The sequence below is a fragment of the Brevundimonas sp. GW821-FHT10A07 genome (assembly GCF_059415785.1).
Genome location: NZ_JBWKNX010000005.1, coordinates 24,223 through 38,524, shown reverse-complemented (window position 1 = coordinate 38,524; position 14,302 = coordinate 24,223). Strand labels below are relative to the sequence as shown.

Below are 14,302 nucleotides of genomic sequence, written 5' to 3'. Positions count from 1 at the left end.
GCTTCTAGCGGCGCGGACCCCATGCGTCACGCAATATCCGCGTTTCGAATGTGGATATGAGCGATTTCGCGGGCTCAAGTAGCGCGATAGCCCGATTTCGCGGGCTCAAGTAGCGCGAAGCGCGATAGCCCGAACAAGGAACCGACGCCGTCAGGCGTCCGGCACGTTGACGTCCAGTTCGTCCAGCCACACCCGCGCATTGCCGTCCGACGGGGCGCGCCAGTCGCCGCGTGGCGACAGCGAGCCGCCGGTCACCACCTTCGGCCCGTTCGGCAGGGCCGAGCGTTTGAACTGGGCGGTCTGGAAGAAGCGGATCAGGAACTTCCTCAGCCAGGCCTTGATGGTGGCCAGGTCGTATTCGACCCGCTCGTTCTCCGGCGTGTTCGCCGGCCAATGTCCGGCGCCGGCGTCGCTCCAGGCCTGGTGCGCCAGGAAGGCGACCTTGGACGGCTTCAGGCCGAAGCGGCTGATGTAGAACAGGAAGAAGTCGTTCAGCGCATAGGGGCCGACCGTCCCCTCGGTGGACTGGATCACGCCGTCCTTGGCCGGCACCAGTTCGGGCGAAATCTCGGTGTTCAGGATGGCGTGCAGGGTCGGGCTCGCCTCGGCGCCGACCAGTTCGCGGTCGGCCACCCAGCGGATCAGGTGGCGGATCAGGGTCTTCGCCACCCCGCCGTTGACGTTGTAGTGGCTCATATGGTCGCCGACGCCATAGGTGGCCCAGCCCAGGGCCAGCTCCGACAGGTCGCCGGTGCCCAGGACGAAGGCCCGGTTCTGGTTGGCTAGGCGGAACAGATAGTCGGTCCGCAGCCCCGCCTGCACATTCTCGAAGGTGATGTCGTGCACCGGTTCGCCCGCCGCATAGGGGTGGCCGATGTCCTTGAACATCTGTTCGGCGGCGGGGCGGATGTCGATCTCGGCCCCGGTCACGCCCAGGGCCTTCATCAGGGCCCAGGCGTTGGACTTGGTCCCGTCCGAGGTCGCAAAGCCGGGCATGGTGAAGCCCAGGATATTGGTCCGGGGCAGGTTCAGCCGGTCGAAGGCGCGGCAGGCGACCAGCAGGGCCTGGGTCGAATCCAGCCCGCCCGACACGCCGATGACCAGCCGCTCGCCATTGGTCGCCGCCATCCGGCGCATCAGCCCCTGGACCTGGATGTTGAAGGCCTCGTAGCAGTCCTGATCCAGCCGTCCGGCCTCGTCCGGCACGAAGGGGAAACGGTCCAGCGGCCGGATCAGCTCGCTCTCGACCGCGTCCTCGCGCGCCATGAAGGGGACGACGGTCGCCGGTTCGCCCTCGACCCGCGCGCATTCGGAAAAGGTGCCGTTTCTCAGGCGATCCAGCCCGATCCGGTCCACGTCCACGTCGGCGAGGGTCAGGTGGTTCTCCAGGGCGAACCGCTCGCCCTCGGCCAGTTTCGACCCCAGTTCGTGGATGGTCGCCTGACCGTCCCAGGCCAGGTCGGTGGTGCTTTCGCCCCAGCCCGAGGCGGTGAAGACATAGGCCGACAGGGTGCGGGCCGAATGGCTGGCGCTCAGCATGGCGCGCTCGTCAGCCTTGCCGATGACGATGTTCGACGCCGACAGGTTCAGCAGGATGCGCGCCCCCGCCAGGGCCGCGCGGGTCGAGGGGGGCAGGGGGGCCCAATAGTCCTCGCAAATCTCGACCGCGAAGACGAAGCCCGGCCGGTTGACCGCCTCGAACACCAGGCCGGGCGCGAAATCCACCGTCTCGCCGTTCAGACGGATCACGTCCTCGGCGCGGGCCGTCGCCGGGGCGAACCAGCGTTTCTCGTAATATTCCCGGTAGTTGGGCAGATAGGTCTTGGGCACGACGCCCAGAACCTCGCCGGCGCCCATCACCACGGCGCAGTTGTACAGGGCGTCGCCGTTGCGGATCGGCGCCCCCACCACGGCGACCAGATCATGCTCGCCCGTCGCCTGGGCGATGACCGCGATCTGGCGCTCCACCTCGTCCAGCAGGGCCGCCTGCATATGCAGGTCGTCGATGGCGTAGGCCGACAGCGACAGCTCCGGAAACACCATCAGGTCCACGCCCTGATCGGCCGCCTGACGGATCAGGGCCAGGTGTTCCTCGGCGTTCGCCTTCGGGTCGCCCACATGGCTGACGGGCGTGGCCGCAGCCACCCGCACGAAGCCGTGGGTCTTGGGGGAATGGAAGGGCAGGGGCTCGGCCATGGGGTCGTCCGTTCATCCCGGCGCGCGCCGGTCGTCAGCCTTCATATAGGCCGGAATGACGACGGGAGAGAATCCCCCCGTCCGACGTCGCCTGCCGATGCGCCTAGACCGCCGGCGCGGCCGCCGTCTCTTCGTCGGTCTTGCGATGCAGCACCGAGACCTCCGTGCCGGGGGCCAGGTCCTTGACGGTGATCGTGGCGTCGAGCTGGCTGGCCAGGGCCTTGACGATGGCGGTTCCCAGGCCGGCTTCTGAATCGTCCGGGTTCTTCGGCATGCCGACGCCGTCGTCGGAAATCGTCAGATCCCAATCCTTGGACCGCGACTGGAAATCCACGCTGACTAGGCCCTTCCGCCCGTTCGGGAAGGCGTGTTTCAGGGCGTTGATCACCAGTTCGGTGACGACCAGGCCAAGACTGACCGAGGCCTCGGCGTCCAGGGCGCTGGCGTCGCCGCTGACCTCGATCCGCACCAGATCATGGTCGGCGATCATCGAGGCGCCGATACTGCCGCACAACTGCGCCAGATAGGGTTTCAGCGCGACCTCGCCGACCTTGTTCAGGGACAGCTGGCGCTGGACCTCGGCGACCGACATGACGCGGTTGTGCGCCTCGGTCAGATGGGCGCGGCTTTCGATCGATTCCGTCTTCCGCGCGGTCTGCAGCAGCACGCTGGCGATGATCTGCAGACTGTTGGCGACGCGGTGCTGAACCTCCTGAAGCAGAACCTCCTTCTGCCGCACCAGGTCGTCCATCTTCTTCTGGGCCGCCTTGTCCGCCGTGACGTCCACGATGGTCAGCAAAAGGCGCACGGGCTGGACGTCGGAGAAGGCCAGGCGCTTGGCGTTCAGTTTCAGGCTGCGGGTCGCGGCGGTCCGGAACGGCATGTCCAGCTGATAGTCGGGCACGTCCGCCCCGCCGGAACCGACCGCGCCCAGCAGGGAGCGCAGCCGGGGCAGGTTCCATTCCCCGCCGCCCAGGTCGAAGATCGACCGCCCGACCACCGCATCGTCGTCCAGCCCGAATTCCATCAGGAAGGATTGGCTGGCGGCGACGATGTCGAACGCCTCGTCCATCAGCAGCAGCGGCGCGCTGGACACCGAAATGACCGCCAGGGCCAGGGCGGAGCCCAGATCTTCATCTTGAGATACGGGAGCCATGGGCCTCCCTTTCCGATCCCGTCGCGACGCTCAGTGTGAGCATCAAGCCTCGGGTTCAGACGCGTCTGAGCGTCTTTCACCCCACTCTAGCATGCGGGGGCGCAACTGAGCATCGAAAGTGACGACTTCGCTCTAGGCCGCCGCCCGCTTCTCCTCGGGCCGCAATGTCAGCACCCGCACCCCGTCCCCTGTCACCGCCACCGTATGTTCGAACTGGGCCGACAGCATCCCGTCCGCCGTCACCACGGTCCAGCCGTCGTCCTCGGTCCGCACCGTCCGGCGACCCTGATTCAGCATGGGTTCGATGGTGAAGACCATGCCCTCGCGCAGGGTCACGCCCGTGCCCGCCCTGCCGAAATGCAGCACCTGGGGGTCTTCGTGCATTTCGCGGCCGATGCCGTGGCCGCAGTATTCGCGCACGACCGAATAGCCGGCCTTCTTGGCGTGCCGTTCGATGGCGAAGCCGATGTCGCCCAGCTTCGCCCCCGGCCGCACGGCCTGAATACCCTTCCACATCGCCTCATAGGTGGTGCGGACCAGCCGCCGCGCCTGGGGCCCCACGGTTCCGATCAGATAGGTCTTGCTGGAATCGGCGATGAAGCCGTCCTTTTCTAGGGTGATGTCCAGATTGACGATGTCGCCGCTTTTCAGCACCTCGTCCGTCGACGGCACGCCGTGGCAGACGACCTGATTGCGCGAACTGTTCAGCACGAACCCATAGCCGTACTGGCCCTTGCTGGCGGGCCGGGCCTGAAGGTCATCGACGATGAAGGCCTCGACGCGGTCATTGATCTCCATCGTGGTCATGCCGGCCAGCGCCAGCCCGTCCAGATGGGTGAAGACCGAGGCCAGCCGGCGCCCGGCCTCGGCCATCAACTCGACCTCGGCGGGGGTCTTGGTCATGCAGCCGCGCCGGTCAGGGCCGGGGCGTCCATCAGGGCCGTCGCGTCCACGCCCGCCGCCTTCAGCTCACGCGCCACCAGGTCCTGAAAGGTCAGGCCCGGATTGGTCTCGCACAACAGGCCGATCCTTATCCAGAAGGCCGCCTGGGCGTTGATGGACCGATAGGAGGCCTTGCTGGCGCGACGCAGCTGTTCGTGCAGCGCGTCCTCGATATTGACGATGCCCAAGGCCTGACTCCGGACTATATGACTCGTATATGCAATGTATATTCGTCGTTCTGGCGCCGCAAGCGGCCGTTTCCGCCGTGTCGGCGCCGTGCCCCGTCCGCCAACTGTCACAATGACGCTGGTGCTTCGTCAGGTATTTCAAGGTCTTGCCGAATCTTCGGGGTCTTTTCCCAGCCTGGGCTCCCGTCGGCCTCATAGTCTGCGGTCCAGAGGACGGACACGGCAGAGAGGGCGGATTTCAGACGATTCATACTATCTAGACTCTGTTTTTTTCCGCGAGAGTCTGAAATCCCCGCCCCGGCGCCCGATGACGCAGGCCGCCGTCTGCATGCGAATGCGGATGACGTCGGCCTCCGCCGCCGCTAAAGCCATCCGATGACCGATACGCCGAAAAAGGGCTGGTTCCAGCGCCTGTCCGCGGGGCTCTCGCGCTCCTCCAAACAGATGACCGACCAGGTCGTCGCCAGCTTCGTCAAGGAACCCCTGTCCGAGGCGGCGCTGGAGCGGCTGGAGGAGCATCTGCTGGAAAGCGATCTCGGCCCCGCCGCCTCGGCCCGGATCGTCGAACGCTTCCGCGCGCTGAAGTTCGGCAAGGACGCCCAGGAACATGAGGTCAAGGAGGCCCTGGCCGAGGCCGTCGCCGCCGAGCTGTCGCCGCGCCAGGCGGCCTTCGACCCGCTGAGCGGGCCCAAACCCTATGTCGTCCTGTTCGTCGGGGTGAACGGCTCGGGCAAGACCACGACCCTGGGCAAGATCGCCGCCGACCTGACGGCCAAGGGCGCCAAGGTCATGATCGTCGCCGGCGACACCTTCCGCGCCGCCGCCCGCGAACAGCTGAAGGTCTGGGCCGACCGGGCGGGCGCCGAGTTCGAGAGCCGTCGCGACGGGGCCGACGCCGCCGGCCTGGTCTTCGACGCCTACGCCAAGGCGCGGGCCGAGGGATTCGACGTGGTGCTGGTCGATACGGCCGGCCGACTGCAGAACAAATCCGCCCTGATGGACGAACTGCTCAAGATCGTGCGCGTGCTGAAGAAGATCGATCCGGCGGCCCCCCACGACACCCTGCTGGTGCTGGACGCCACGGTCGGCCGCAACGCCCTGGCCCAGGAACAGATCTTCGGCCGCACCGCCTTCGTCACCGGCATCGTCATGACCAAGCTGGACGGCACCGCGCGCGGCGGGGTTCTGGTGCCCGTGGCCCAGGCCTCCGACGCCCCGCTTATGCTGATCGGCGTGGGCGAGGGGATCGACGACCTGCAACCCTTCGACGCCCGCGCCTTCTCCCGCTCGCTGGTGGGACTGGAAGACTGACATGACCGACACGACCGCTTCTCCCGAACCGAAGAAGAACCGCCAGTGGATCCGCCAGCTCGTCGATTTCGGCGCCCTGGCCGCCTTCATGATCAGCTATTTCGTCAGCCGGGACATGATCCTGGCGACCTGGGTCCTGGTCGGCGCCTCGGGCCTGGCCCTGATCATCGGCTATGCGGTGGAGCGGCGGTTCGCCCCCCTGCCGCTGATCACCGGCCTGTTCGCCCTGGTGTTCGGCCTGCTGACCGTCCTCACCCATGACGACCTCTATGTGAAGCTGAAGCTGACGGTGCAGAACGGCCTGCTGGCGGTGATCCTGCTGGGGTCGATCCCGCTGAAGAAATATCCGTTCAAGGCCCTGCTGGGCTCGGCCATCAAGGTCAATGACGCCGCCTGGCGCACCCTGACCCTGCGCTACGGCCTGTATTTCCTGGCGGTGGCGATCCTGAACGAGATTTTCCGCAGCCCCGCCGCCGTGACCGCCCTCTGGCACGCCCTGGGCCGCGACACCCCAAATCCGAACGACGTCTGGACCAGTTTCCGCGGCGTCCTGTGGATCGCCGCCTCGATCTTCGGCCTGTCCCAGGTGCCGCTGATCATGAAGAACATGACCAAGGACGAGGAGCCCGGTCCCATTTCTCCCGACACGGGAATGTAGCGCGCGCACCTGACGGAACCACGGGAGCCTACAGACAGAATGTCGCGGAAGTGACATACGTGTCGCGTCAAATCGTAAAGCGCGGCTGGTACGCATGCGGACGAAAGACACTCGGGGGACGGTCGATATGGTCAAGTCTGGCAAGTCGTTACGCAAGGTCGGGCCTCTGGCCACCTCGCCCAGTCACCTGATGCACCGGGCCCTGCAACTGGCCCTGGATATCTATTCCGAGGAAATGGGCGCCGACGGCCTGACCCAGCGTCAGTTCGCCGTGCTTGAGGCCGCCTCGCTGAAGGCCGGTCTGACCCAGACCGAACTGGTGCGGATGACCGGCATCGACCGCTCGACCCTGGCCGACCTGGTCACCCGCATGACCGCCAAGGGCCTGCTGGAGCGCGAACGCTCGACCCTGGACGCCCGCGCCAAGGCGGTCCGTCTGTCCACGGAGGGCGCCGCCCGGCTTGAGGCCGCCCGCCCGCTGGTCGAGGCCGCCGACAAGCGGATCATGGCCCTGCTGCCCAAGGGCCAGCGCGAGACCTTCCTGGCCCAGCTGGCTGAACTGGCCGCCGCCGCCGACGCCGCCCCCGACGCCGCCAAGGCCGAGGCCAAGGCCGCCAAGAAGGCGCTGAAGATGGCCGAGAAGGAAGCCAAGAAGGCCGAAAAGGCCGCCAAGAAGGCGGTCCGCCCGGCCAAGACCTCCAAGCTCAAGAAGCCCAAGCTGAAGGTGGTCGAGGTCGCCTGACTTCCCCGCCCCATGGCGTGGGCAGGACACGGCTTGCGGCGCAAATCCGGGGCTGCGAAAATGGCGCATGGCTGAGGATGCAGACCTGCCCGGCGGCGTCGTCCACCCCCTGCCCGCCGATCTGCGGGCGGCGCTGAGCCGCGACGCCGCAGCCCTGGCGACCTGGACGGCGATCACCCCCCTGGCCCGCAACGAGTGGATCTGCTGGGTCGAGTCGGCGAAGAAGGCCGAGACCCGGCTCAAGCGGATCGACTGGGGTCGCGAGAACCTGAGCGACGGCAAACGCCGCCCCTGCTGCTGGCCGGGATGCCCGCATCGCGACAAGGGGACCGGAGCAGCTTAGGCGGTCCTCGTGTCAGGGGCCGTTTCAAACCGCAAGATCGGTCGAGCGCGCGACGGCGTCCGGCGCCAAGGTGGCCTCATCACGACGGATGAGGATGATGACGACGGCGCTGGACCACTATCATGCCCGGATGCTGAGTTCCTGGGGGAGCCGGAGAGGGGGCGGCGGCGGAGTTGTTTTTGCCGCTGAGGTGAGGGGGATTTCGGGCGTGCAGCGTTGGCCACTAGCTCGGCTTGTGCGCAATGCGCCGACGCCTGAAGGCGTCGGCGCTAAGCTTCACAGTTTGATTCCGGCCGCGTCGAGAGCGCCGTCGATGCGAGCATCGACCTCCTGCTTGGTGGCGGCCCACGCGGGCGCCGTCTTCAACAGTCGCTGCTGCCAAGCGACCAAGTTAGGGAATTCGTTGAGCGGGATTTTGGTCCGCTCATTCTGCGAGAAAGGTCCTGCGATATCGAGGTCGGCCAGCGTCAGCCGATCGCCGACGATGAACTGTCGATCCGCGAGATGGGCGTCCAGCACCGCTGCCGCAGCGCGGATTTTGGCGAACGCCAACTGCACGATGGTCTCGTCCGCAGGCAGGCCCACGAAACGCTTGGCGAGCACCTCGTCGAAGGTGAGCGTCGCGAAGACCCGCCACTGTTCGCCCGACCAAAACATCCACTGAAGGATCTCGTACCGTTCGCGCGTCGTGGCGCCGGCGAGGTCGCTGCCCGCCTTCTCCGCGAGATAAAGATTGATCGCCGAAGACTCGTAGAGAACGAAGTCGCCATCCACCATCACAGGCGAAAGGCCGTGCGGATTGAGCTCTAGGAACTCCGGCGTGTGGCTCTCGCCCTTGAAGAGGTCGATGTTCACGCGTTCGATCGGCACGCCCATCGCGGCTGATGCTGACGTGACGCGACGCAGGCTTCCCGAGCCTGGGTCGCCATAAATCTTGATCGACATTGGAACTCGCTCCGTAATTTTAGGTATCGATTGAGTTCGGCAATAACCTACCGAAGATCAAACGATGAGACGGCGTGATCGCCGTGAGAGAGGAATTAGGCTATCCGCCAGAGGCCGTGTATCAGTCGAATTCGAACAGGTTATATTCGGATTTCGAATGAGTGACCGTTGGCAGGAGATGGCCGTTTTCGTCCGCGTGGCCGAGGGCGGCGGCCTTTCGCGGGCGGCCCGCGAGCTGAACCTATCGCAGCCCTCGGTATCGCGCATCATCGGCGCGCTGGAGGCGCGTCTGGGCACGACGCTGTTGTTGCGCACTACCCGCAGCATCTCCCTGACGGAAGCCGGGTCTCTGTACCTGGAGCGTGCAAGACATCTGCTCGCGGAGATGGAGGAGGCCGAGCAGGCGACCCGAGGGCTTGACTCGCTGCACGGCGTGCTCCGCCTCGCCATGCCGGTGCTCTATGGCGCGCGCGCGGTCATTCCGGCGCTGGCGACGTTCCTGCCGCTGCATCCGGATCTTCGAGTCGAAATTGTCATGAGCGACGCGCGCCAGAATCTCGTCACGGAGGGGGTCGACGTGGCCATACGCCTAGGAGTCGGGCCGCTCGACGACTCCACCTTCGGCGCTCGCAGAATCGCGCAGGTCGAACGGCTGGTGGTCGCCGCGCCCGCCTATCTCTCTTCACGTGGCGAGCCTGCAAGTCCCGCTGAACTCGCCGGGCACGATTGCATTGTCCAGCACGGATTGTTCGGCCGCGAGAGCTGGCGCTTCACGCACAATCACACCGCTACGTCAGTCGATGTCTCGGCGAAACTCTGGATCAACTCGGCGCCAGGGGTCCTTGCAGCCGCAGTCGCAGGGCTCGGCGTCGCGCTGGCCACCCGCGTCATGGCAGGAGAAGAACTGCGCAGCGGCCAGCTTGTACAATTGCTCGATCGCTATCGTCTCGAACCCGCCGAGGTTTACGCTGTTTTTCCGGCGGGGCCGCGGCCGTCAGCGAAAGTACGGGCCATCGTGGATCACCTAGCAGCATCGCTTGATGCGTCCGGCTAGGCCCTTTTGCTCGCCGCGCTAGTCCGAATGTCCGCATCCCAGGTCAAGCCCGAAGATGACGGGGGTGAGCGGTTGCCCCTACGACTTCCTCAACCGCTTGGCGTTGGCGACGGCGGTCTTGTGGATGGGCGTGAGGGCGTCGGTCTGGGCCTGGGTCAGTTCGGCGGTCAGGGTCTGGGCCTGCCCGGCGGCGCGGGTCCACCAGCCCAGGGCGTAGCGGAGTTGGGCCTGGGCGGCCTCGGCCGGGGTCCGGGCGCCGGCGATTTCAGTCGCCGCCTGCAGGGCGCGTGCGCCTTCGTCCAGGGCGGCCTTGCCCAGGCGTTTGCCGACGGTCCCGGCGCTGGCGGCGAGCGCGGCGGCGGAGGCGGACAGGGCCTCGGTCTTTTCCGAGCTCATCAGCGACAGTTCGACCCTGTCCTGTCCGGCCGGATCGGTCAGGCCGTGGACCATCAGGGTGGTGCGCGCCGCGATGACCTCGGCCGAGGCGGACAGCATTTCGGCGCCCAGAACAGCCGGTGTTGGAACGCCGGTGGCGCAGGTCTTGCGGGTCAGGACGCGTCTCCGGGCCGGGCCTCGGCGGCGAAGGCCGCGACGTCGGACAGCAGGGCGGGGACGGCCAGGTCGATGATGCGGCGGCCCTTTTCAGGGCTGGCCTGGGCCGGGTCGGAGCCGATGCGGCCGTCGGGGAAGCGGGCGCGATAGTCGAGGGCGTCGCGGATCGGGCCGCTGGGCGCGATCTTGGGGGCGTATTCCGCCGTCTTGATCCGGTCGGGATAGGCGGCCTGGGTCACGGCGATCTCGGACGGGGTGGCGTGCATGCCGTGGCCGGTGGGGAAGATCGAGTTGCACAGGCCCTGGACGCCCGGCAGGTCCCACCAGTTCTTCAGCTTCAGGATGAAGGGCGGCTCCTCCTCCATGAAGCTCCATTCGGCGTAGATTTCCGAGAAGGTCGCCTCGATGGTGGCGACGTTGCCGCCGTGGCCGTTGAGGAAATAGATCCGCTCGAACCCGTGGCGGCTGAGCGACGAGACCCAGTCGGTGATGGCGGCCATGAAGGTGGAGGGGCGCAGGCTGATGGTGCCGGCGAAGGCCAGGTGGTGCTGGGCCATGCCGATGTTGAAGGTGGGGGCGACCATCAGGGCGGCGTCCGAACGCTCGGCCTCATGGGCGATGATCTCGGGGCACAGCCAGTCGGTGCCCAACAGGCCGGTCGGCCCGTGCTGCTCGTTGGAGCCGATCGGCACGACGACCGTCTTCGACAGGGGCCGGCCCGACGCGATCTGGGCGTCGATCTCGGGCCAGGACGACAGGTGGATCAGCATGGGCGAACTCCTCTACGCGACGGGTCTCACCTAGCGCGATCCTGGCCAGGCGCATAGGAGGTCGGCGCATAGGCCGCGACGAAGACCCGTGCGGCCTCGCGGGCGCGGCGGAGGCGGTGGTCGGCGTCGATCTGGGGCACGTTCAGCATGGCCCGCAGATGGCCGTGGCCCAGGACCAGGCCCGAGAACATCTCGGCCGCCTCGTCGGGGTCGGGCACGTTCAGCCGGCCCCCGCGCGTCTGGTCCGCCAGCCAGGCCGACAGCAGTTTCAGGCTGCGCAGGGGGCCGGCCTCATAGACGGCCTGGGCGATCTCGGGAGCCTCGGTCGACATCAGCACCACGCCGCGCATCGAGCCGACCTTGTCCGGGTGGCAGATGCGCTCCAGCAGGCTCAGGGCCAGGGCCTCCAGCACCGCGGCAGGATCGCCGGGCGCCTTCAGCGGCGCCGCCACGGCGTCGGATCGCTGGCTGGCCATGGCCCGGGCGATCTCCAGCTTGGAGGCGAAGCGGTTGTAGACCGTCTGTTTGGAAACGCCGGCGACGCGGGCGATTTCGTCCATCGACACCGCCAGACCCTTGTCCGCGAACAGGGTCGCGGCGGCGTCGAGGATGGCCTCGCTCTTCTTCTCGTCGACCTGACCCCGGCGGCGGGCCATCAGTGGGCGTCCGACGGGGGCGCGCCCGGTTGGGCCTTGACCGGCTGGGCCAGCAGGGTGACGAAGGCGGCGCCGGCGCACATGATGCCCAGCAGGGCGAAGGCGTCGCCGAAGGCCATGGTCGTGGCCTGTTTCTGCAGAATCCCATAGACGGCCTTCATCGCCGAGGCGGCGGGGTCGATGGTGCCGGCGAAGCGCTGGGCCATGCCGGCCATCATATTACGCATGGCCTGGTCGCCCTGGGCGATGCCGCTGGTCAGTTCGCCGATATGGACGGCGGTGTTGGTGGTCAGGCCGGTGTTCAGGATCGCCAGGCCGAAGGCCCCGCCGACGTTGCGCGACAGGTTCACCAGGCCCGAGGCGTTCTTGACCATGTGCGGCGGCAGGGTGGCCATCGTCACCTGCTGCGAGGCGATCATCGCCAGCATGACGCCGACGCCCCGGAAGGCCTGGACCGAGGCGAACTGCCAGAAGCCCCATTCGTCCGTGACCAGCCGCGCCTCCCACATGCCCCAGGCGCACATCATGAAGCCGCCGAACATCAGGATGCGGGCGTCCATCTTGCGCACCAGTCGCCCGGCGAAGGGGGCGGTGGCGAACATGGCCAGGCCGGAAACCACCATGGTGGTGCCCACCTCGGCCGACGAATAATCACGCACCCGGCCCAGGAACAGCGGCAGCAGGAAGGTGCCGCCGAACAGGGCGAATCCCACCGTGAAGGTCATGATGAAGCCGACCAGGAAGTTGCGGTTGGTGAAGGCGCGCAACTCGACGATCGGCTGGCGATAGGTCAGCGAGCGCCAGACGAAGACCGGCCCCGCCACGGCCGCGACCACCGCCAGCAGCAGGATGGAGGTGTCGTCGAACCAGTCGTTCCTGGCGCCCTCCTCCAGCACATACTGCATGCTCATCAGGAAGACGGCCATGAAGCCCAGGCCCCACCAGTCGAAGCCCTTGGCCAGGGACGGGTCGCCCTTGTCGAAGTTTCCGTAGCGGCCGACCAGGAAGAGGACCAGCAGGCCCGGCGCCACATTGATGAAGAAGAGCCAGCGCCAGCTGAGCCATTCGGTCAGGTGTCCGCCCAGGGTCGGGCCGACGGTCGGGGCCAGGGTGACGATCAGGCCCATGACCACGCTGGCCGTGACCCGCTTGTCCGGCGGGAAGGCGGTGAAGGCCACGGCGAAGACGGTCGGGATCATGGCCCCGCCGACGAAGCCCTGGATGGCCCGGAACAGGATCATCATGTCGATGGAGGTCGACAGGCCCGTGGCGATGCTCATCAGGACGAAGCCGGCGCACGAGGCCAGGAACAGCTTCTGGGTGCCCCATAGCCGCGACAGGAAGCCGGACAGGGGGATCATCACCACCTCGGGGATCAGATAGGCGGTCTGGATCCAGCTGATCTCGTCCGCCGAGGCACCGACGCCGGCCTGGATCTGGGGCAGGGAGGCGGCGACGATCTGGATGTCCAGAATGGCCATGAACTGGCCCACCACCATCCCGGCGAAGCCGAGCAGCAGCATGGTCCAGTTGATCTCGGGATGGCCGGCGACGGGGTTCTGCGGCGTGGCCCCGCCCCCAGCCCCGCCTCCAGCCGCAGCCGGGTTGGCGGTGGTCACGGGCGAGGCGTCCCGATGGAGGCCTCGGCGAAGCTCTGGCCGCCCTGGCTCTTCAGATCGACCTTGACGTCAACCGACAGGCCGGGACGCAGGGCCAGGCTGCGGTCGGCGCCGCTGACGACGATCCGCACGGGCACCCGCTGGGTGATCTTGGTGAAGTTGCCGGTGGCGTTCTCGACCGGGATCAGGGCGAATTCGGACCCGGTGGCGGGGGCGAAACTGTCGATCCGGCCCTCGATCTTGCGGCCGGGGAAGGCGTCGGCGGAAATCTCGACCGTCTGGCCCAGTCGCATCCGGTCGAGCTGGGTCTCCTTGAAGTTGGCGACGATATAGGTCTGGGTCAGGGGCACGATGGACAGCAGCTGCGTCCCGGCGTTGACGTATTGACCGGGCCGGACGCTGCGGGCGCCGACGACGCCGGCGATGGGGGCGCGGATGACGGTGCGTTCCAAGGCGATGCGGGCGGTTTCGACCACGGCGCGGGCCTGTTCGACGGCGGCGACGCTCTGTTCGCGGGTCGAGCCCAGCACCCCGGCGGTGCGCTGTTCGGCGACCAGGGCGGCCTGGGCCTGTTGCACGCTGGCGTCGGCGGTGGCGGCGCCGGCGCGTTCGGTCTGGATCCGTTGCTGCGAGACCCAGCCCTGCTGGGCCAGCTTGCCGTAGCGGTCGACCTCGGCGCGGGCGAGACCCGCCTGGGCGCGGGCCTGGGTCACGGCGGCGGCGCGGGCGGCGATGGCGGCCTTCTCCTGCTCGGCCTGTGCGTCGACATTGCCGACGGCGGCGATGGCGGCCTGGAGATTGGCCTCGGCGCGGGCCAGTTCGGCGCGTTGATTGGCGTCGTCCAGCCGGACCAGGATCTGACCGGCCTCGACCCGCTGGTTGTCGCCGACCAGGACCTCGGTCACCCGGCTCGCCAGCTGGGGGCTGATCAGGGTGGTGTCGGCCTGGACGAAGGCGTTGTCGGTGCTTTCCCACCTCTGGCCGTTGATCCACCAGACGATCCCGCCCGCGACCAAGGCGAGGCCGACGAGGATGGCGGCGAACAGGGGCAGGCGTTTCTTCAGTTCAGGCGACATGGGACATCCGGGGGGAGGGTGCGGCGTTTTGAAGCGGGGCTAAAATGGACGTCGCCGTCCAAAAATCAATGTCCAATCGCGAAGAGGCCGATCA

The 14,302-nt window shown here is 67.3% G+C and carries 15 protein-coding genes; 5 read left to right on the top strand and 10 right to left on the bottom strand.

Translation table 11 applies throughout. From position 1 onward, the window contains the following. Positions 1-150: 150 nt before the first annotated feature. The 4 genes from AC07NC_RS05220 to AC07NC_RS05205 form a co-directional block, all read right to left on the bottom strand. Positions 151-2,196: an NAD(+) synthase gene (locus AC07NC_RS05220; protein ID WP_494568808.1), complete on the bottom strand. Its 2,046-nt coding sequence runs from the start codon at positions 2,194-2,196 to the stop codon at positions 151-153. A gap of 103 nt (positions 2,197-2,299) precedes the next feature. Further along, entirely contained in the window at positions 2,300-3,352 is a 1,053-nt protein-coding gene (locus tag AC07NC_RS05215; RefSeq protein WP_494568807.1) for a sensor histidine kinase, read from the bottom strand. Between the two features lie 132 nt (positions 3,353-3,484). Continuing rightward, positions 3,485-4,255 (bottom strand): type I methionyl aminopeptidase, encoded by a 771-nt coding sequence (gene map / locus AC07NC_RS05210; RefSeq protein WP_494568806.1) that lies wholly within the window; start codon positions 4,253-4,255, stop codon positions 3,485-3,487. Further along, positions 4,252-4,482 (bottom strand): ParD-like family protein, encoded by a 231-nt coding sequence (locus AC07NC_RS05205; RefSeq protein ID WP_183196483.1) that lies wholly within the window; start codon positions 4,480-4,482, stop codon positions 4,252-4,254. The genes map and AC07NC_RS05205 overlap by 4 nt, the downstream gene beginning before the upstream one ends. A 375-nt stretch (positions 4,483-4,857) precedes the next feature. Between AC07NC_RS05205 and ftsY the strand changes: the two genes are divergently transcribed. The 4 genes from ftsY to AC07NC_RS05185 all read left to right on the top strand — a co-directional run bounded on the left by ftsY (position 4,858) and on the right by AC07NC_RS05185 (position 7,536). Continuing rightward, on the top strand, positions 4,858-5,793 hold the full coding sequence (gene ftsY, locus AC07NC_RS05200; RefSeq protein ID WP_008262203.1) for a signal recognition particle-docking protein FtsY: 936 nt from the start codon (positions 4,858-4,860) through the stop codon (positions 5,791-5,793). Between the two features lies 1 nt (position 5,794). Further along, positions 5,795-6,451 (top strand): inner membrane-spanning protein YciB, encoded by a 657-nt coding sequence (locus tag AC07NC_RS05195; RefSeq protein ID WP_008264172.1) that lies wholly within the window; start codon positions 5,795-5,797, stop codon positions 6,449-6,451. Between the two features lie 127 nt (positions 6,452-6,578). Beyond that, the gene (locus AC07NC_RS05190) at positions 6,579-7,193 is read left to right on the top strand and encodes a MarR family winged helix-turn-helix transcriptional regulator (RefSeq protein ID WP_008259635.1); all 615 of its coding nucleotides are present in this window, start codon (positions 6,579-6,581) and stop codon (positions 7,191-7,193) included. 67 nt (positions 7,194-7,260) lie between these two features. Beyond that, entirely contained in the window at positions 7,261-7,536 is a 276-nt protein-coding gene (locus AC07NC_RS05185) for a YdeI/OmpD-associated family protein (RefSeq protein ID WP_008263047.1), read from the top strand. Between the two features lie 276 nt (positions 7,537-7,812). On the opposite strand, the gene AC07NC_RS05180 is transcribed toward AC07NC_RS05185, so the two are convergent. Further along, on the bottom strand, positions 7,813-8,481 hold the full coding sequence (locus AC07NC_RS05180) for a glutathione S-transferase family protein (protein ID WP_035307283.1): 669 nt from the start codon (positions 8,479-8,481) through the stop codon (positions 7,813-7,815). A gap of 157 nt (positions 8,482-8,638) precedes the next feature. Between AC07NC_RS05180 and AC07NC_RS05175 the strand changes: the two genes are divergently transcribed. Beyond that, on the top strand, positions 8,639-9,535 hold the full coding sequence (locus AC07NC_RS05175) for a LysR family transcriptional regulator (protein WP_494568805.1): 897 nt from the start codon (positions 8,639-8,641) through the stop codon (positions 9,533-9,535). Positions 9,536-9,613: 78 nt separating this feature from the next. On the opposite strand, the gene AC07NC_RS05170 is transcribed toward AC07NC_RS05175, so the two are convergent. Genes AC07NC_RS05170 through AC07NC_RS05150 form a run of 5 tightly spaced genes read right to left on the bottom strand, consistent with a single transcriptional unit; the run spans position 9,614 to position 14,208 of the window. Further along, positions 9,614-10,030: a phasin family protein gene (locus tag AC07NC_RS05170; RefSeq protein ID WP_494568804.1), complete on the bottom strand. Its 417-nt coding sequence runs from the start codon at positions 10,028-10,030 to the stop codon at positions 9,614-9,616. Positions 10,031-10,083: 53 nt separating this feature from the next. Continuing rightward, entirely contained in the window at positions 10,084-10,857 is a 774-nt protein-coding gene (locus AC07NC_RS05165) for a creatininase family protein (RefSeq protein WP_492071653.1), read from the bottom strand. A gap of 26 nt (positions 10,858-10,883) precedes the next feature. Continuing rightward, a complete protein-coding gene (locus AC07NC_RS05160; protein ID WP_494568803.1) occupies positions 10,884-11,513 on the bottom strand; it encodes a TetR/AcrR family transcriptional regulator in 630 nt (209 codons plus the stop codon). Further along, positions 11,513-13,132, bottom strand: coding sequence for a DHA2 family efflux MFS transporter permease subunit (locus AC07NC_RS05155; RefSeq protein WP_494568802.1), 1,620 nt, complete (start codon positions 13,130-13,132; stop codon positions 11,513-11,515). Before AC07NC_RS05155 ends, AC07NC_RS05160 begins: the two co-directional genes overlap by 1 nt. Continuing rightward, on the bottom strand, positions 13,129-14,208 hold the full coding sequence (locus AC07NC_RS05150; protein WP_154726137.1) for an HlyD family secretion protein: 1,080 nt from the start codon (positions 14,206-14,208) through the stop codon (positions 13,129-13,131). The genes AC07NC_RS05155 and AC07NC_RS05150 overlap by 4 nt, the downstream gene beginning before the upstream one ends. Positions 14,209-14,302: the final 94 nt, after the last annotated feature.